At 59.2% G+C, this 17703-nt stretch carries 20 protein-coding genes and 1 tRNA gene; 13 read left to right on the plus strand and 8 right to left on the minus strand.

All coding sequences use genetic code 11. The annotated features are described in order from the left end of the window. Positions 1-145: 145 nt before the first annotated feature. From lepB to AACY08_RS08575, 11 genes are all read left to right on the plus strand, one after another. Complete coding sequence (lepB, locus tag AACY08_RS08525) at positions 146-934, plus strand: signal peptidase I (protein WP_339469059.1); 789 nt, start codon at positions 146-148, stop codon at positions 932-934. Beyond that, positions 931-1347 (plus strand): hypothetical protein, encoded by a 417-nt coding sequence (locus AACY08_RS08530; RefSeq protein WP_339469061.1) that lies wholly within the window; start codon positions 931-933, stop codon positions 1345-1347. Before lepB ends, AACY08_RS08530 begins: the two co-directional genes overlap by 4 nt. 32 nt (positions 1348-1379) lie before the next feature. Next, positions 1380-1853, plus strand: coding sequence for an RDD family protein (locus AACY08_RS08535; protein ID WP_339469062.1), 474 nt, complete (start codon positions 1380-1382; stop codon positions 1851-1853). 7 nt (positions 1854-1860) lie between these two features. Beyond that, a complete protein-coding gene (locus tag AACY08_RS08540) occupies positions 1861-2295 on the plus strand; it encodes an RDD family protein (RefSeq protein WP_339469063.1) in 435 nt (144 codons plus the stop codon). Positions 2296-2598: 303 nt separating this feature from the next. After that, positions 2599-3180 (plus strand): hypothetical protein, encoded by a 582-nt coding sequence (locus tag AACY08_RS08545; RefSeq protein ID WP_339419838.1) that lies wholly within the window; start codon positions 2599-2601, stop codon positions 3178-3180. 40 nt (positions 3181-3220) lie between these two features. After that, positions 3221-3901: a CsgG/HfaB family protein gene (locus AACY08_RS08550; RefSeq protein ID WP_065872771.1), complete on the plus strand. Its 681-nt coding sequence runs from the start codon at positions 3221-3223 to the stop codon at positions 3899-3901. Positions 3902-3930: 29 nt separating this feature from the next. Beyond that, positions 3931-4293, plus strand: a complete 363-nt coding sequence (locus AACY08_RS08555; RefSeq protein ID WP_339419840.1) for a DUF4810 domain-containing protein — start codon at positions 3931-3933, stop codon at positions 4291-4293. After that, the gene (locus AACY08_RS08560; protein WP_339419841.1) at positions 4290-4940 is read left to right on the plus strand and encodes a DUF799 domain-containing protein; all 651 of its coding nucleotides are present in this window, start codon (positions 4290-4292) and stop codon (positions 4938-4940) included. Before AACY08_RS08555 ends, AACY08_RS08560 begins: the two co-directional genes overlap by 4 nt. A gap of 249 nt (positions 4941-5189) precedes the next feature. After that, positions 5190-6812 carry a vWA domain-containing protein gene (locus AACY08_RS08565; RefSeq protein WP_339469065.1) on the plus strand — a complete coding sequence of 541 codons (1623 nt, stop codon included), beginning with the start codon at positions 5190-5192 and terminating at the stop codon, positions 6810-6812. A gap of 150 nt (positions 6813-6962) precedes the next feature. Next, positions 6963-7535, plus strand: coding sequence for an RNA polymerase sigma factor (locus AACY08_RS08570; protein WP_339469067.1), 573 nt, complete (start codon positions 6963-6965; stop codon positions 7533-7535). Next, positions 7532-8125: a hypothetical protein gene (locus AACY08_RS08575; protein ID WP_339469068.1), complete on the plus strand. Its 594-nt coding sequence runs from the start codon at positions 7532-7534 to the stop codon at positions 8123-8125. The genes AACY08_RS08570 and AACY08_RS08575 overlap by 4 nt, the downstream gene beginning before the upstream one ends. A gap of 667 nt (positions 8126-8792) precedes the next feature. Here the strand turns inward: AACY08_RS08575 and AACY08_RS08580 are convergent. Genes AACY08_RS08580 through AACY08_RS08610 form a run of 7 tightly spaced genes read right to left on the minus strand, consistent with a single transcriptional unit; the run spans position 8793 to position 15090 of the window. Continuing rightward, positions 8793-10163 carry an ATP-binding protein gene (locus AACY08_RS08580; RefSeq protein ID WP_339469070.1) on the minus strand — a complete coding sequence of 457 codons (1371 nt, stop codon included), beginning with the start codon at positions 10161-10163 and terminating at the stop codon, positions 8793-8795. After that, positions 10163-10822, minus strand: coding sequence for a response regulator (locus AACY08_RS08585; protein ID WP_339469072.1), 660 nt, complete (start codon positions 10820-10822; stop codon positions 10163-10165). Before AACY08_RS08585 ends, AACY08_RS08580 begins: the two co-directional genes overlap by 1 nt. Before the next feature lie 11 nt (positions 10823-10833). After that, positions 10834-11478: a tetratricopeptide repeat protein gene (locus AACY08_RS08590; RefSeq protein WP_339420576.1), complete on the minus strand. Its 645-nt coding sequence runs from the start codon at positions 11476-11478 to the stop codon at positions 10834-10836. Further along, positions 11475-12284, minus strand: coding sequence for an SDR family oxidoreductase (locus tag AACY08_RS08595; protein WP_339420577.1), 810 nt, complete (start codon positions 12282-12284; stop codon positions 11475-11477). Before AACY08_RS08595 ends, AACY08_RS08590 begins: the two co-directional genes overlap by 4 nt. Continuing rightward, on the minus strand, positions 12271-12945 hold the full coding sequence (locus AACY08_RS08600; RefSeq protein WP_339469073.1) for a TenA family transcriptional regulator: 675 nt from the start codon (positions 12943-12945) through the stop codon (positions 12271-12273). Before AACY08_RS08600 ends, AACY08_RS08595 begins: the two co-directional genes overlap by 14 nt. Next, the gene (locus tag AACY08_RS08605) at positions 12942-14423 is read right to left on the minus strand and encodes an AMP-binding protein (RefSeq protein ID WP_339469075.1); all 1482 of its coding nucleotides are present in this window, start codon (positions 14421-14423) and stop codon (positions 12942-12944) included. The genes AACY08_RS08600 and AACY08_RS08605 overlap by 4 nt, the downstream gene beginning before the upstream one ends. Beyond that, a complete protein-coding gene (locus AACY08_RS08610; RefSeq protein WP_339469076.1) occupies positions 14413-15090 on the minus strand; it encodes a thermostable hemolysin in 678 nt (225 codons plus the stop codon). The genes AACY08_RS08605 and AACY08_RS08610 overlap by 11 nt, the downstream gene beginning before the upstream one ends. A 189-nt stretch (positions 15091-15279) precedes the next feature. On the opposite strand from AACY08_RS08610, the gene AACY08_RS08615 reads away from it, so the two are divergent. Both AACY08_RS08615 and AACY08_RS08620 read left to right on the plus strand, forming a co-directional pair. After that, positions 15280-15828, plus strand: coding sequence for a cytochrome b (locus AACY08_RS08615; RefSeq protein WP_339469077.1), 549 nt, complete (start codon positions 15280-15282; stop codon positions 15826-15828). Positions 15829-16183: 355 nt separating this feature from the next. Beyond that, positions 16184-17398 (plus strand): aldose 1-epimerase family protein, encoded by a 1215-nt coding sequence (locus AACY08_RS08620; protein WP_339469079.1) that lies wholly within the window; start codon positions 16184-16186, stop codon positions 17396-17398. 107 nt (positions 17399-17505) lie between these two features. Here AACY08_RS08620 and AACY08_RS08625 read toward each other — a convergent pair. Beyond that, positions 17506-17582: transfer RNA gene (locus tag AACY08_RS08625), tRNA-Arg, on the minus strand. Between the last annotated feature and the right edge of the window lie 121 nt (positions 17583-17703).

The following is a 17703-nucleotide window of genomic DNA, read 5'->3' on the forward strand; positions in this document are numbered from 1 at the left end:
AATGGCAGACACTGGCGAAACGCTGGATAGGCTGCTGGACCGACGCGCTGCCGGATTTGCGGCATTTTCAAGGTGTCTGTTGCGGATGTCAGTGTCGGCGGCTCCTCACCCATAAGCCTTACACCGTTCTTTTCAAGGAAGATTCATGAAACCCGTAAAACTCTCCCTGCAAGCTTTCCTGATGTCCTGCCTGTTGGCCGGTTGGGGGCTTGTCTACGTGGGCCGTATCAAGTGGGCCATTTGGGTTGCCGCGCTGTTGTACGGCGGTGTGGTGCTGCTCGGCGTGTTCGGTCTGAGCGCCTCGCCCATCGGGCTGTACGTGTTGTGCGGCTGGATTATCGCGGTCAAGCTCAGCTCGGCAATCGTATCGGCAGTGTTGGCCCGTCGTTACAAAGGCCCGGCGGGCGTGCCGCGCAAACGGTTCCACGCGCTATACGTCGGCGTGTTGATCGTGATCACGTTCATTCTGTTGGAGGTCCTGCGGGGGCCGCTGATAGGGTTCAAGAACTACTACATTCCGACCGGTTCGATGGCGCCGACGGTGTCCGTGGGCGACTACATTGTGGCCGACCTCAAGGCCGGTGCGCCGAAGGTCGGCGATGTCGTGGTGTACCGTTGGAACGGCACCGAGGCGATCAAGCGCGTGGCGGGTGTCGGGGGAGATACGTTGGCCATCGTCAACGGCGAACTGATCCGCAACGGTGAAAACCTCGGCCTGTTTCATGCGCCGGCAGACCGTGTGAATGGGCCGGCGTCGATGGAGTTGGCTCCGCTCAAGGTCGAGCCAGGGCACGTCTACCTGCTGGGTGACAACCGCAATAACAGCAATGACAGCCGCTTTATGGGGCAGGTGGCCGTTGAAGAGGTGGTCGGTAAGGTCACCGGCATCTGGTTTTCCAAAGAGCGGGCACGCATCGGTACGACGTTCCCGTGAATGCTCAAATGCGCTCGTCGCGCTTTTTCAGCATCGGGTGTCGGGTTGCCCAGTGGCTGTGCCTGTTGGTGATGTTCGCCAGCGCCACGGTATTCATGCTGGCCTGGGTCTACTTCGATCCTGGTTCGACGCCGTTGGGCGTGGCAGTCGCAGGCTTCGTGTGGTGCGGCATTGGGCTGTTGTTCGCGTTCGTGTTTGAGCGGTCGCGCACAACCGCAGCAACGCTTCGATTCATGCTGACTCGGATGGCTGCGATCCTGGTGCTCGCGGCCACGGCGGCCTACTTGCTCGGTCTGCTATGGGTTGAGCCTGGGCGCGATGCCTTGGACGCTCTGTTGGAAAGGGCGTCCTGTGAAAAGTACGGCGGCACAATTGAAAAAGGCTGGGAGCGCAATTGCCCCCACCCGGAATAGACGCAATCACTTTGAAGTTGGAGTAATCCTGTATGGACGCAAATAGCACCCATAAACGCCCGACAATCCTGGCCAGCATTGGCCGTCGCCTGGCCGCACGCATGATCGACTGCGCCATCGCGGTGCTGATTTTTTTCATCGTCAAATATGTCGCAGAGGCGTTGTCTGCCTATGTCCCTGGGGTGACGCCCAAGGCCGGTTTCCTCTGCGCGTTTTTTGCGGGCTTTGCCTACTTCCTGCTGGCCGATGCACTCCCCAACGGCCAGAGCCTGGGCAAGCGCCTGCTGAGCATTGCCACGGTTGACCGCAAGACCCTCAAGGGTTGCAGCGTTTCCCAGTCGTTCACGCGTAACTCCGGTGCACTGGTGGTCATCGATTGGGTGTGGATCCTCATGGAATCGAGGACACGCCTGGGCGACATGTTCGCCAAGACCATCGTGATCCAGACCGGTAACCTGACGAGCGTTCGCAGCCTGGCGGATATTTATGACAAAGGCAGGGGATAAGCACGTTATGAACGATTCAGCATCGGCGGCAGAAACCTGGAACCTCGCCAGCCCGTTCAGGCGGCTGCTCGGCTATGTCGTCGATATGGCCGTGGTGTTTTTCCTGCTGTTTTTGATCCGCAACCTGGACTACGTGTATCTGTCTTTGGACTCAGTGGTGGGCCCGCTGTTTTTCGATGGCATTCGCTATGTGCTGATGTTTTTAGCCTTCGCGTACTTTCTGTTTTGCGATGCCTTGCCCAAAGGCCAGAGCCTGGGTAAGCGGGTGTGCCGCACGGCGGTGGTGGGTTACCCGTATCCAACGAAGTGCACGCTGTTTCAATCGTTTCTGCGTAATGTTCCGAAGCTGCTGTTCAGTATGCTGGACGGTCTTTTTGTGCTGTTCGGGTTGCGCCGTCGATTGGGCGACATGTTGGCCAAGACGATTGTGATCAACACTTGAGCAGGGCGGCCTAACTCCTTGCCGTCCTTGTCCTTGAACACCGTTTCGAGGGTAAAAATGTTCTTCGCAGTGGTAGGGGATGATGCAGAGCGTGAATGCATTTTTTATTTGATCGATGCAGGCTAATAGCCATCATTGTTTTTGTTTTGCTGACAACGTCTTAGGACATTTCTCCACGGACTTGGGCGTGAGTGCCAGTAAAACGGCGCAGCGCGGGCGTCAAAACAACTTGAGAACGGCTTTTAACTCCGTAAAATGCCGCGATTGTTTAAAGCACGATACTTTTCAGGGACGAATTCAGACATGCGCCTGTTTGCCGTATTTCTTGCGGCCTGCCTCATGGCGGGCTGTGCTTCCAAGCCGGATTACTACATCTCACCGACGCCGGTTACCATCCCCAAGACTGCAACTTACTGGCTCGACACCTTCGATGTTGAGGTGGTGGGCAAGAACGAACGCTTCCTGTCGGATGACAAAGTGCGCCAGCAACTCGGTGTCGATCTGATCGACCGCCTGCTCAAGGCCAAGCGCTACGCCAGCAGCAAGGACAAGGCCGACTACCTGCTGGATGTGAATGTCATCTATACCCGGCGCATACAAGACACCCAAGGCGGTTTCATGACGGCCATCGTCGATGACAAGACCATCCTCGCCAGTGTCGACTTCAACTACCTCGTCAAGATCAAGAAAGCCGGCGCCGAGGTGCTGCATTTCTCTCAGGCTCGCCAAGGGCTGATGCCAGGCGGGTACAAGGGCGACTGGCAGAACATGAAAACGATGGCCGGGGTGCTGACCAACTCTGGCAACTCCAGCGTCGAGACTTTCTACACCGGATTATTGAGCCGATTCATCGTTGACGACCTGCGCGACATTCCGTCCCGCTAGCGTTAGCCGCCGCACCCGATTTCCCACTTAGGAGCACCCTGTGAACACACTGTCCAAAATCCTGCTGTCCGGCCTCACCGCCGCAGCGCTGCTGACCGTGGCCGGTTGCGCCACCGAGAGCAACCGCGCGCTGCCGGTGGAACAAGTCGCCAGCGCCAACGTTGCCTATTCCGGCGTGCGTGTACCGATTGCCGTGGGCAAGTTCGACAACCGCTCCAGCTACATGCGCGGCATCTTCTCCGACGGCGTCGACCGCCTCGGTGGCCAAGCCAAGACCATCCTGATCACCCACTTGCAGCAGACCAACCGCTTCAGCGTGCTGGACCGCGACAACATGGGCGAAATCTCCCAGGAAGCCGCGATCAAAGGTACCGCGCAGAAGCTCAAGGGCGCTGATTACGTGGTGACCGGCGACGTGACCGAGTTCGGCCGCAAAGAAACCGGCGACCGCCAGCTGTTCGGCATCCTCGGCCGTGGCAAGACCCAGGTGGCCTACGCCAAAGTCGCGCTGAATATCGTCAACATCAGCACCTCCGAAGTGGTGTATTCCACCCAGGGCGCCGGTGAATACGCGCTGTCCAACCGTGAAGTCATCGGCTTCGGCGGCACCGCCAGCTACGACTCCACCCTCAATGGCAAGGTCCTCGACCTGGCCATGCGCGAAGCGATCAATCGCCTTGTCGACGGCATCAACGCCGGCGCCTGGAACCCACGCAACTGATCAGCAGCACCTCAAGGAGCAGTACACGGATGAGCAAGGCAGTTAAGTTGGCGCTGATGCTGACAGCAGTTGCGGCGGTTGCCGGGTGCCAGACGGCGCCCCAGCCCCTGTATCAATGGGAAAGCTACCAGCCACAGGTTTACGAGTACTTCAAGGGCGAGCCCAAGGAAGCGCAGGTCGAGGCGTTGGAGCGGGATCTGCAGAAGATCAACGCCAGCGGCCGCAAGGCCCCGCCGGGTTACCATGCCCACTTGGGCATGCTGTACCTGAGCATGGGCAAGGATGACCAGATGGTGCAGGAATTCCGCACCGAGAAGGCGTTGTTCCCGGAGTCCGCCACCTACATGGATTTCCTGCTGAAAAACGCCAAGACCGGAGTCGCCACTAAATGAGCCTGTTAAAACTCACTGGCGCCCTGCTGGCCCTGGCTTTGCTCGGCGGTTGCGCGGCCCCCAAGACGATTGATTACACGGCGTACAAACAGTCGCGACCCAAGTCGATCCTGGTACTGCCGCCGATCAATGAATCGCCGGAAGTGCAGGCGTCCTACAGCCTGGTTTCGCAAGTGACCTACCCGCTGGCCGAAGCCGGTTACTACGTGTTGCCGATCGCCCTGGTGGACGAAACCTTCCGCCAGAACGGCCTGACCACCGCCAACGATATCCAGGGCGTGGCACCGGCCAAGCTGCATGACATCTTTGGTGCGGACGCGGCGCTGTACATCACCGTTACCAATTACGGCACCAAGTACATGCTGATCTCCAGCGACACCTCCGTCACGGCCTCGGCCAAACTGGTCGACCTGCGCACCGGCACCACCCTGTGGACCGGCTCTGCGCATGCTTCCAGCGAGGAAGGCAACAACAACGGCGGCGGCCTGGTCGGCATGCTGATCACCGCGGCGGTCAAACAGGTGATCAACAGCTCCACCGATGCGGCGCACCCGATTGCCGGTATCACCAGTGCGCGGTTGTTGTCGCCAGGGCAGCGCGCGGGGATCCTGTACGGTCCGCGTAACCCCAAGTACGGCACGGACTGATCCCCAGGTTCTGTGCACACCACACATCCACTGTGGGCACCGGCCCATGTGGGAGCTGGCTCGCCTGCGATAGCATTACCTCGGTCTAACTGAAAAACCGAGGCGCCTGCATCGCAGGCAAGCCAGCTCCCACACAAAGCCTGCTCCCACAGTAGATGGGTGGTGTTATTCCGAATCAGGTTTAACCCGAACCCTCCACACCTTGCGTCTGACCTTGTGAACGGATCATTCATTCACGAGGTTCAGCCCATGTCCCGTCCTCTGCTCTTCCTGCGTCCTACTGCCCAGGGCTTCGCCGTTACTCTGCTGGTAACGCTGGCCGGCTGCGGGCTGTCTTCATCCCCTGAACTGGCCAAGCCGGCTGAACCCGTCGCCGAACTGCATCGCGTGCAAGTCCAAGGCGCCGCGGTCAAAAAAATGGCCATGCCTGCGCCCATGCTGATGCGTGAGACGGCCACCCTGGAGTACCGCAGCGAGCCCCGCGAACAGTACGAAAACCTGCCGGACAACCCGGTGCATCGTGTCGCTGAAACACCCGTCTCCACCTTCAGCGCTGACGTCGACACCGGCAGCTACGCCAACGTAAGACGATTCCTTAACCAAGGCAGCTTGCCGCCCGAAGGTGCTGTGCGACTGGAGGAAATGGTCAATTATTTCCCCTACAGTTATGCACTGCCCACCGATGGCTCGCCCTTTGGCGTGACCACCGAAGTGGCCGCCACGCCGTGGAACCCACGTACCCAACTGCTGCGAATCGGCATCAAGGCGTCCGACCGCGCCGTGGCGGACCTGGCGCCGGCCAACCTGGTATTTCTGGTGGATGTGTCCGGCTCCATGGACCGCCGCGAAGGCTTGCCGCTGGTAAAAAGCACCCTGAAATTGCTGGTGGATCAGTTGCGTGAACAGGACCGTGTTTCGCTGGTGGTCTATGCCGGTGAGTCCCGCGTGGTGCTCAAGCCCACCTCCGGTCGCGACAAGGTGAAGATCCGCAATGCGATCGAGCAACTGACTGCGGGTGGCTCCACAGCCGGTGCATCCGGCATCGAATTGGCCTACCAGATGGCCCGCGAAGGCTTTATCGACAAGGGCATCAACCGCATCCTGCTGGCCACCGACGGTGACTTCAACGTGGGCATCAGTGACTTCGACAGCCTCAAGCAGATGGCCGCGTCGCAGCGCAAAAGCGGCGTATCCCTGACCACCCTGGGGTTTGGCGTGGATAACTACAACGAACACCTGATGGAGCAACTGGCCGACGCGGGCGACGGTAACTACGCCTACATCGACAACTTGCGCGAAGCCCGCAAAGTGTTGGTCGACCAACTCAGCTCGACCCTGGCCGTGGTCGCGCGGGATGTGAAATTGCAGGTGGAGTTCAACCCCGCGCGTGCAAGCGAATATCGCCTGCTTGGCTATGAAAACCGCGCCCTGAAGCGTGAGGACTTCAACAACGACAAAGTCGACGCCGGTGAAATCGGTGCAGGGCACACGGTAACTGCGTTGTACGAGATTGTGCCGAAGGGCGAGAAGGGTTGGTTGGAGCCGTTACGCTACGCCGCTGCGCCTGCAGGCGAGGGTAAGTCCGGTGAGCTGGCGATGTTGCGTGTGCGCTACAAGCCCGCTGCGGGCGGTGAAAGCCAGTTGATCGCGCGGCCCATCAGCACCGAATCCACCAAGGCCAGCGACGACCTGCGCTTTGCGGCGGCCGTGGCAGCGTTCGCCCAACAGCTCAAGGGCGATGGCCGCTACACTGGCAGCATGAGCCTGCAAGACACCGCCGCGTTGGCCCGCTCGGCCCGAGGCGATGACCCGTTCGGGTTGCGCAGCGAGTTTGTGCAACTGGTAGAGCTGGCGCAGGGCCTCAAACACTGATCGCGTATGCAACGACGATCCAATGTGGGAGCTGGCTTGCCTGCGATGCAAGCGACTCGGTCCATCAGAGACACCGAGCTGATGCCATCGCAGGCAAGCCAACTCCCACAGGGGTTCTGTTTTACTGGCTAGAAGGAGTTCGCCACTTAGATGGCCGTACCAGATGCTTCACCCAGCGACGAATCGCTGCTGGCCCGCTACCGAACCGGTGACGCTGCCGCGTTTGAAGCGCTGTATGCGCGGCACCGCCAGGGCCTGTACCGCTTCCTCGTGTCCTTGAGCAACAAGACCGAACTGGCCGAGGAAATCTACCAGGAAACCTGGCTCAGCCTGATCCGCAGCGCCACCCAGCCACAAGGCCGGGCGAGTTTTCGCACATGGCTGTTCCAGATTGCCCGCAACCGCCTGATCGACCATTGGCGCAAGCACGGCATCCACAACCCGCTGCACGACAGCTACGACGAGCAACTGCACGCCCAGGCCGACGACAGCGCCGGCCCCGAACAGCAATTGAGCCTGAGCCGCGACCAGGCGCGCCTCGACGCCGCGCTGCAAGACCTGCCCGAAGACCAGCGCGAAGTCTTCCTGCTGCGCTTGCATGGCGACCTCGAAGTGCCGCAAATCGCCGCCCTCACTGGCGCCCCGCTGGAAACCGTAAAAAGCCGCCTGCGTTACGCCCAGCAGAAACTGCGCCGCCTGCTGGCCGAGGAGATAACCGCATGACCGACTCCCGACACACCCCGGATCCTGACGACGTACTCATCCAGCACTTTCGTCAACACAGCACCGGCGAGCCGCCCGCGTCCCTCGACGCCTTCATCCTCAACGCCGCCCGCCGAGAAGCCCCGGTGCCGCAGCCGAGCTTATGGCAGCGTTGGGTGCGAGCGTGCCAACGTCCGCGCTGGCAGATGGCGTTTGCCACCGTGGCCGGGCTAGCGCTGATGGTCGGCGTGGTGACGCGCTCCCCCGTGCCACAACCTGAAATATCCACGGCAGCCTTCTCCGCCCTTCATGAGGAAGCTCCTCGCCCGGCCCCGCCAGCAATGTCCGTGCCTGCGCCAGTGGCCCGAATGGCCGTCGCGCCCCAGGCCGAGCATGCGCAAGTCATGGGCTCGATGGCTGATGAGTCGAGCGCCAAGCTCAGCAAGCGCGCGCCGGTGGCGTTGCCTTCGTTGGAGGAGGGGTTGCAGGAGATTGCGAGGCTGCGTGAGGCGGGAGAAAGCAAAGCGGCAGATGAATACCTGCTAGCACTCTACAAGCGTTTCCCCGAAGAAGATTTACCTGCGCGGTTGGAGGCACTGCAAAAGCGCTAAGCGGACGCGCTCGTTTTGAACTCTCCGGAGACTCCGGAGAGTTCAAAAACAAAAAAGCCCCAGGCCTTTTGACCTGGGGCTGTTTCATCATATCTGGTGCCCTGTCGGGATTCGAACCCACGACGCCTGCTTTCAGAGCCCTAAAAGTCGACGTTTAGAATCAATGCGTTAGCGGGGATTAGCTGGGGAATCAATGGGTTGTAGTAGCCAAGCTTAGCTGGTTTTCGCTGTCGTTAGCGGGGCGAGTGTCCCAAGGATCGGCCTGAGTGATGCAACCAATCCAAGCGGCCCACGTAAACGGCCGCAACTGGCCGAGGCTGTGTAAAAACGTTTTCGAGCACGTCAGGTACTCACCACGGGACTGCAAATCGCGCTTCTACGCGAAACCTATATCTGCTGACGTGCCGATACATTTCAGATTTAACGTAGACGCGCACACTTCAATTTTGGCGAAGCGTTTTTACACACTCTGGGCCAAAAGAAGTCGCTGGTGGGAGCCTGCTCTCGAACTAAAACGGATGCTGTGGACAAACCGCCAAACACCATCACAGCAGTGATTGCGTTTAAAAGTCCCGGATATTTTTCACCAGCCTGAACGTGGGGCCTTGCCATCCCTTACGATGTTTACCGTCTGTACGACACGAAAAAATCATTTGATGCTTTGCGGTTATTCTTTGGCTGGAATTGATAACGTAGCCCTCAAACCTCCCTCGGCCCGGTTTACCAGTGCGATACGCCCGTTCAAGCGCATGGCGATTGTGTTGACGATGGTTAGCCCCAAACCGGCTCCTTGCGCCGTTCCACGGCTATAGAAGCGCTCAAACAATCGCTCTCTACATGACTCATCAATTCCCGGCCCCTGGTCGTCGACGGTCAAATGACAGAAGCCATCAGCCTGGTTCAGTTGCACAGCGATTACCCCGTGTTCGGGAGAGAAATTGGCTGCGTTTGTGATCAGGTTGCCCAGCGCGATGTCGATGGCGGAGGGGTTGGCGAATACATAAAATGGCTGGTCGCTGACATCGAATATCAGTTCAAGGTTTTTGCTCAACAACCACGGTGTCAGTTGCACGAGACTATTACGCACGGTTTCGCTGAGGTCGATGCGCTGTAGCGGTGGCGGATTGGGTTGGGGCTCCAGTCGCGCCATGGTCAGTAACTGGTTGACCAGTCGGGTGGTGCGATCAACGCCTGAGATAAGGAATTCCAGCGATTCTCGACGTTCCTGTTCTGTGCCTGCCTCCAGCAGGTTTTGCGCGTGCACTCGCAGCACGGCGAGTGGCGTACGCATTTCGTGGGCCGCGTCGGCAATGAAGCGTCGTTCACGGCCAAGCACTTCTTGAATCTGCGCGAGCATGCGGTTGAGCGCCGCCTGCATGGGCTCAAGTTCGCTGGGCAACGGTGCCAGTTGCAACGGCTCAAGTGAGCCGCTGTTGCGGGCACGTAGGGTCTCGGCCATGTTTGCCAAAGGCTTCAAGCCCCAGCCTATAGCGAGCCAGACCATCGCCGCGAGCAGTAAACTGCCGACGATGTTCGGCCATAGCGTATGACGCACGATGCGGTCGACCAGATCAGCGCGCACATCATCGAGCTCGCCAACCCAGATGCGCATGCCGTTTTTTGGGTCTTCAAGGAGAAAGACGCGCCAATGACGATGGTTCACATCCACCACAGCACTGAAACCCGGTTGCGTCGGCGGTGAACTGAAGGACGGCGCGCTGGCGGTGTGCACCAACACCTCCCCGCCAGCGCTCCATACCTGAAAAGCAATTTTCCGTTCGTATGGATGACCATCGCCGCGCGGCAGCGCTTCGCCCAGTGCGCTATTGAAGGCCCGGTACAGTTCGGCGTGTTGCTTGCTCCCCAGCGGCATGCGCATCACGCCTTGCAATAAGCGCGCGTTCTGCGCCAGTTGAGCATCGTAAACCTCGGCGATTTCATGATTACTATCGTGCAGATTGAAGAGGCTGAGCACCGCCAGACCGGCCAGCAGCAGGCCAATGATCAGCGTCAATGTACGGCGACGGATCGAAGTCATCAGCGTTCCTCCACCAGATAGCCCACACCCCGAATGGTACGGATCAGCTCAGTAGAGAACTTTTTGCGCAGGTGATAGATGTGCACTTCCAGAGTGTTACTTTCCGCTTCTTCACTCCAGCCATAGAGCAGTTGAATCAGTTGATCTCGAGTCATCACCCGGCCCGGAGGTGAGAGCAGTTCATGCAGCAACTGATACTCCTTGGGCGTCAGTGCTACGGGATGGCCCTGGTAGCTGACCTGCTGGGTGCCGGGGTTGAGGATGATGCCGGCATGTTCGATCAGCGCTTGCGCGCGTCCGGCACTGCGCCGCAACAGCGCTCGCAATCGCGCCTTGAGTTCGGCCAGGTCGAACGGTTTGATCAGGTAGTCGTCGGCACCGGCATCCAGCCCCGCAATGCGATCTTCGGTTGCATCGCGGGCGGTGAGAATCAACACCGGCAGGTTCGAGCCGCTGTCGCGCAGGCGCCGCAGCACTTCGAGACCGTCCATGCGTGGCAAACCGAGATCCAGCACAGCGACATCGAACGTTTCGCTGAGCAGGGCATGCAGCGCGCTGCTGCCGTCCTTGAGCCAATCGACGGTGTAGCCTTCGCGCCCCAGCGCTTGATGGATGCCTTCACCTAGCGCCACATCATCCTCAATCAGTAATAAACGCACGCGGACTCCTGTCAGTCGAGTTTCTTGTTGACGTCCACCAGCAGAGTGGCGATCTCTTTGCGGCGTCCCGCATCTGCCGTTTCACGGCCGGGACGCGGCGCCGCTTGCAGGGCTTTTTGCAGCGCCGCTTTTGCTTCAGCGTAGTGTTTCTGACGGTAGAGGTGATCGCCCCAGAAGTATAGGCTGTCGATGCCATCGGGGTTGAGTTGCAGCGCCTGCTTGAGCAGCTGTTCAGATTTGTCGCTGTCGCCAAAACCGATAGGCCAGCCGGGCACACGATCATACAGCGCCGCCAGGCTGGTATAGGCCGAGCCTTGCAGAGCCTTGGGGTCGAGGGTCAGGGACTTCTCCAGGTCGGCCTTAGCGTCCTTGGCTTTGCCCAGCGCTCCGAGTCCGCCTTCGGCGCCGGCCCAGCTGCTGGTGACAATGCCTTTCCAGATCCAGGCTTCGGCCACCGCCGGGCGCTGCGCAGTGAACGCCTGGGTTTCGCTGGACAACTGCTCGAACGCGGCGGCGCGCTGTTTCTCCGCCACTTCATATTGGATGTGCGCCCAGGTTTGTTGAATGCTGCTCAGGCGCTGCTGGTCGGCGGCCTCCAGGGCCCAAACGCTTTGGCTGAGGGTTGCTATCAACAGGCACGCGAAGATTTTTTTCATGGCTTGAGGGTCTCGTTTTCGGGTTTTTCGCTGAAGCGACGGATCAGGGGCAACTGCTTGCGCAGCCCTCGGTCGACCAGTTGCGGCAGTAGATTGTTGAGGCGCACGAAGAAGCGTTCGGGCCATCCCAGATACAGGTCGCGGCGGTCACCGGCAATCGCGTGGATCACCGCCGAGGCCACGGTTTGCGGATCATCAACGTTGGCCTTGAGCGCGTCGTTCAGGGCTTGCGCCGTCGCGCTGTTCATCGACGTGCGGGTGGCCCGCGGTGCGACGTAGAGCACGCTGACCCGGGTGTCGGCCAGCTCTCGGCGCAACGCTTCGGAAAATCCGCGCAGGGCAAACTTGGTCGCGCAATAGCTGGCGTAACCGGCATAGCCGATCGAGCCATAGGTCGAGCCGACGTTAACTACCATGGCGCTATCGGCCTGCTTGAGTAGCGGCAGCAATAGCTTGGTCAGGCAGATCGGCGCGTTGATGTTCACCGCGAGCATCGCATTGATATCACTGTCTTCTAGCTGTTCGAGCATGGCGAAGTGGTTCACCCCGGCGGCGTTGATCAACAGATTGACTCCGCCCATTTCTTCGGCGGCGGCGAGTACTTTGCGTTTGTCGCTTGGGAGTGTCAGGTCAGCCGCGACCCAGCACAGGGCGTCAGGGTAGCGTTTGAGCAGTGGAGCCAAGGCTTCCTGATGCCGTGCCACGGCCAATACTCGAGCACCGGCGGCGCACAAGGCTTCGGCGATAGCCATGCCGATACCGCCACTAGCACCGGTCAAGACCACGCGCGCGTTACGCAGCTGCATGTTCGGTCTCCGCGTCACGCGGCAGGCCACGAAACATGTCGGTGTACAGTCGGTACACGACTTTTGAAGCATGAATCACTGCTGATTGATCCTCAGGATCTTCCAATTGGTTCATCAGGCGGCGATAGGTTTGCATGTGTTCGATGTCTAGCGAACCGTGAGAGCTCAGGTAACTGAAGGCGGTTTCCGGCAACGCCAGGCGCTCCCGAATGCTCCCTGCCGCGTGTGTGGCCAGGGCGATACTCGTGCCTTCGAGGACATTGACCATGCCAAATAGACCCACCGGGTTGCCTCGGGCAATCAGGTCATAAAGGAAGCTCACCATCAGCTCAATCGGCAGCGAAGGCTGGCCATCATGCACGGCCTTGGCATCACCTCCGCAGGCCGCAATGTCGTTGAGTACCCATTGTTCGTGGCCGTATTCGTCTTCGATGTACTCGCACACAGCTTTGCGCAACCATTCCAGACGCGTCGGCAAACGTGCGCCGCATGCCATCATCAATGGCACGGTGTGGCGCACGTGATAGTAAGCCTGTGCGAGAAAAGCCCGATAGCTATCGAGGCTAACCTTACCGTGCAACGCATCGTGGATAATCGGCAGGTTAAACAGCTCGTCGCGTTCACGCTGTGTGGCTTCTTGCAGGGTGTCGAAAAAACTCATGATGCGGATTCCTCTCGGACAACGGATTCGGTCAATTGGGCGTGGTACTGCGTGACGATGGCGTCGCGGCGTGGGCGGCCATTGGCGGTTAGAAAGCCATTGGCCGCAGTGAAGGGTTGTGGCAGACGCGTCCACTGATGCACCTGTGCGTAATCGGGCAATGCCTCGTTGGCTTCGGCGACGGCAGCGGCTAGTTCGGCATCGGTGCAGTCCGGGCGATGCGGCCAGAGCAGGGCGTGATTGCGCGGCAAGGACTCACCGTAAACGAACGCCTGGGCGATGTGGCGGCGCTGGGTCAGCTCGGACTCGACCCATTCCGGGTTGACGTTGCGCCCGTAACTGGTGACGAACTGATGCTTCTTGCGCCCCTTGAGATAAAGAAAACCTTCCGGGTCGAACTCGCCCAGGTCGCCGCTCGGCCACCACTCATCGGCGTACGATGTGTCCCCTAGATAGCCGAGCAGCGTCGAGCCCTTGATTAGCACTTCACCGTCTTCGGCCAACCGCACGTCGACATGGGGCAGCGGTCGACCGACGCTGCCGGGTCTGAGTGCGCCGGGGCGGTTGAGGCACACCACTGACGCGCATTCGGATAAACCGTAACCTTCAAAAACCGGTAGGCCGACCCGTTGCGCACGGTCCAGCAAATCTTTGGAAACTCTTGCACCACCGACCGCCGCAAAGCGCAGAGTTTGCGGGGCGAAGGCTTTCTGTTCGGCGGCGCTGACTAGCATCAGCAACAGCTGTGGCACCAGGATAAGACTCTCCGGCGCACGCCCGGCGAGATAACCCAACAGGTGCGGCACATCGACGCCACTGGCGGCCTGAATACCGAGGGTTTTCTGGCTCGGCAAACTGAGCATCGCACCGGCATACAGCGCGGCATAACAGCCTAGGTTCTCCAGTAGTATTGCCAATGGCAGCAGCGCCAAGTGATGTTGCGGGCCGGTGGTTTCGCTCGCCTGATCCAGCTCTCGTGCGACCCGCAGCAAGCTGTCGGCACTCAGGCAAACACCTTTCGGCGTGCCGGTGGTGCCGGACGTGAAGGTCAGTTTGGCGGTGCCAATCGGCATGTGTCTTTGGCTGCTAAAGGCGCGGCACCAGAACTCGCCGCGTTGCTCATAGCCGGCAGCGCGCAGTTCGGGGTCCAACTCCGGTTCGGCAATCACGCGTTCGGCCTGACTCTGCTCCAGACAATGGGCGCGTTGTGCCGCGCTGAAAAACGGCGGCAGCGTTACGCAGGTCAACCCTTCGAACAACACCGCCAGATCCCAGAGCATTGCGTTGACGCCGTTGTCCAGCGCCAGGGCGACGACTTGCACCTGCTCATCGCGCAGGCGCTCCTGGCGATACAGCACTTCTGCATATACGGTGGCGTAATCGAGTTTCAGCGTGTCGCCCCACAGTGCGGTCGCGTTGTTATTACGCTGGGCGTGCTCGCGCAGTGTTTCCTGAAAGCGTTGCAGTTCAAGCGACATGACAGGCTCCTTCAATTGAGGTCGGCAAACCTAGGCGGCTGAACAGGCCGATAGTGCGTAGGTGGACGAACCCGGCGCGGATGTTGCCGACGTGCACCCAGGGCTTGCTCTCGTAATAACTGCCCCAATGTTGGCGCTCGTCGCCCAGTCGATCTGGATCAGCGGCGCACAAGGTCACGGGTTTCAGTCCGAGACGATGGAAGCTGTTGACCAGTCCGATATTGCCAGTGAACGTCACCCATTCCAGGCCACCCATGGCCAGCAAATAGGTGATGGCGATGATGCTCAGGCGCGCGCTGCCGGTGTCGCTGGCCGCCAGATTGCCAACCTCGACAATGGCATTTCGGTCTACCGAGTGATCAGCCGCCGCGCTGATCAAAGGCTCAATTGGTTCATCCAGATACCGCTCCAGAAACAGCGGCTCAAGGTGCGCGCGACGCACGCCGGCCACTGCGCACAATTGGCCCTCACCGTTGTGCATACCGAACAGCTCGGGCATGAAGTGGCGGATGTCGGCGCCGTGGGCCTTGCGAAAACGCTGCTGGATAAAGTCTTCGAACGTCGCTCGCAAAGCGTTGTTCGGCAAAGCACCAGCCAGGGTTAACGGTGACGTTTCAGCCTGGCCGAAATGCAAGGGCAGGGGGATGTTCCAGTCAAAATCGGGCATGGGCCAAACGCCTCCCTCAATGAGTTTGAGCGAAGTATCCAAGCCATTTCTTAACGAAGTCTGAAGGTGAAAAAAGATTAGCCTGTGAGTCGATCTTCAGACTCTCTTAAGATAGAACGAGCAGGGTGACGCAGCCGGTTCAAGGCAACCGAATCAACCGTCCCTCACAACAATCAACAGGCGCTTCTTATGACCAGCGACACCGCCGTAACCCGATATGGAAAACTTTCAATAACCCTGCACTGGCTGATGCTCGCCCTGTTCGTCGGGGTATATGCCTGTGTTGAAATCAAGGGTTATCTGCCCAAAGGCAGCGAAGCGCGGGGTTTGCTCATGGGCTTTCACGGCTTGTTTGGTACAAGCATCTTCGCCCTGGTATGGGTTCGCCTGGTCGGGCGCCTGAGCCCACGACCACCGATCATCCCAAAACCACCGGCTTGGCAGACCGCTATCGCGCATCTGACACACCTTGCGCTTTACGGGCTGATGATCGCAACGCCCATCCTCGCCTGGCTGATGCTCGCAGCTGGCGATAAGCCGTTCCCTTACTTTGGCTTTCACGTGCCGGCACCGGTAGCCATTGCCCCGGACTTCGCCAAACAGCTGAAGTACTGGCATGAGCTGGTTGGCACTGCAGGATATTGGTTGATTGGTTTGCACGCTGTGGCGGGTCTGTTTCATCACTATTGGATGAAGGACAATACGCTGGAAAGGATGTTGTTTGAGCGAAATTCATGAAGACCGCTATTGGCCGATTCTGTTGAAAAAGTCGGCCTGCCCAAAGTGCCTGATCATTGACCGGTGAAAATGCCTTTTTTGCACGCTGTTACCTGAAATCCGGGTCCGGAAGCCTCTGCCAAAAGTAAAGATTTCAATCTCGGACGCGTACTTTTCTGATGCGCAAACCATGGCCGAATTTTTCAACACAGTCGGCCTGTTGCTGCCTTTCGCGAAGATCAGCTTAGGGCCGATTTTAGCCGGTCACAGAAGGCAGAAATCGGCTATCAGCGACATTACCCTGTCGATCTTTTAGCTTGCTGAAACGTTTCATCAAGTCTATAAAAATGGCACAACTCCAAGAAAGGCTGTCGCCATGACCCCGCTCAAACTTTTTGTTGCCATCAGCGCACTGTCCGCTGCCTCCCACGCCATGGCCTGGGATTACGTTCTGCTCGACACTGACAAAGCCGCCCAGAGCTGGCAGATCACCAGTCAGCAACTCGGAATAAAAACCGACAAACCCTTCAGCGTTACCTTGCGCACGTTGCACGGCGGTCGGCAGGAAGGCGTCAGCATCGTCGACATCGATAACGGCACGATGAAACTCTCGGTAGTGCCGACTCGCGGAATGAACGTCTTGCAGGCCTCGGTTGGCAATGTACGCATGGGCTGGGATTCGCCGGTCAAGGAAGTGGTCAATCCGTCTTTCATCGAACTCAATGGCCGCGGTGGTCTGGGCTGGCTGGAAGGTTTCAATGAGCTGGTCACCCGCTGCGGATACGAATGGGTCGGCCACCCCGGCGTCGACAACGGCGAACTGCTGACCCTGCACGGTCGGGCCGCCAACATTCCTGCGAACAAAGTCACGCTGCATATCGATGAAAAACCACCGTACGCCATTACCCTGCGCGGCGAGCTGAAAGAGCAGGCGTTCAAGAAGGTCGACTTCTCGGTCGCGACCGAACTGGTCACCGAACCCGGCAGCGTCGTGTTCGCCCTCAACGACACCCTGACCAACAACGGCGACTATCCGAAGGAATACCAGGCGCTGTATCACAGCAACTTCAGCACCCCGTTCCTGGAGCAGGGCGCTCGTTTCTCCGCGCCGGTGAAACAGGTGTCGCCGTTCAACGACAAGGCCAAGGACGATCTCCCCGACTGGCAAACCTACCGCGCACCGACCAGGGACTACGACGAAACGGTGTACAACGTGGTGCCGTATGCCGATGCCAAGGGCGATACGTTGACCGTGTTGCATAACAAGGCCGGCAGCCTGGGCGTTTCGGTCGGCTTCAATACCCAGACACTGCCCGTGTTTTCCCTGTGGAAAAACACCGACACCGAAGGCCAGGGCTATGTCACAGGGCTGGAACCGGGGACAAGTTTTTCCTACAACCGCCGTTATCAGCGGCCACTGAATCTAGTACCGACAATTGGGCCCAAGGAACACAAGCAGTTCCGCATCAGCTATAGCTTGTTGGCGGATAAGGCGGCGGTGGATAGAGCCTTGAAGCAGATTAGCGAGATTCAGGGTGGGCGGGAGACTGAGGTACGGCAGACGCCGTTGGTTGATCTTACCAAGGGGTGATACTGGCTGGAGCATTGTCGGCCGATAGCCAGAAACAAGAAAGCCCGCACGGGGCGGGCTTCTTGGGGTGTTTCGTAGGCTGTCTGAGACAGCCCGAGACTGCTATATGGTGCACCCGGCGGGATTCGAACCCACGACCCCTGCCTTCGGAGGGCAGTACTCTATCCAGCTGAGCTACGGATGCTTGTGCGGGCGACATCATACCCATGTCGACCTTGGGCGTCCATGCTGGTCTTTGGGCGTTTGAGTGTAGGAATCTGCGGTATAGAGGCCCTGCGCTGGGCGCCACCGAACGATGCAATGAA

This window comes from Pseudomonas sp. EL_65y_Pfl1_R83, assembly GCF_963970695.1.
GTDB lineage: Bacteria > Pseudomonadota > Gammaproteobacteria > Pseudomonadales > Pseudomonadaceae > Aquipseudomonas > Aquipseudomonas tritici.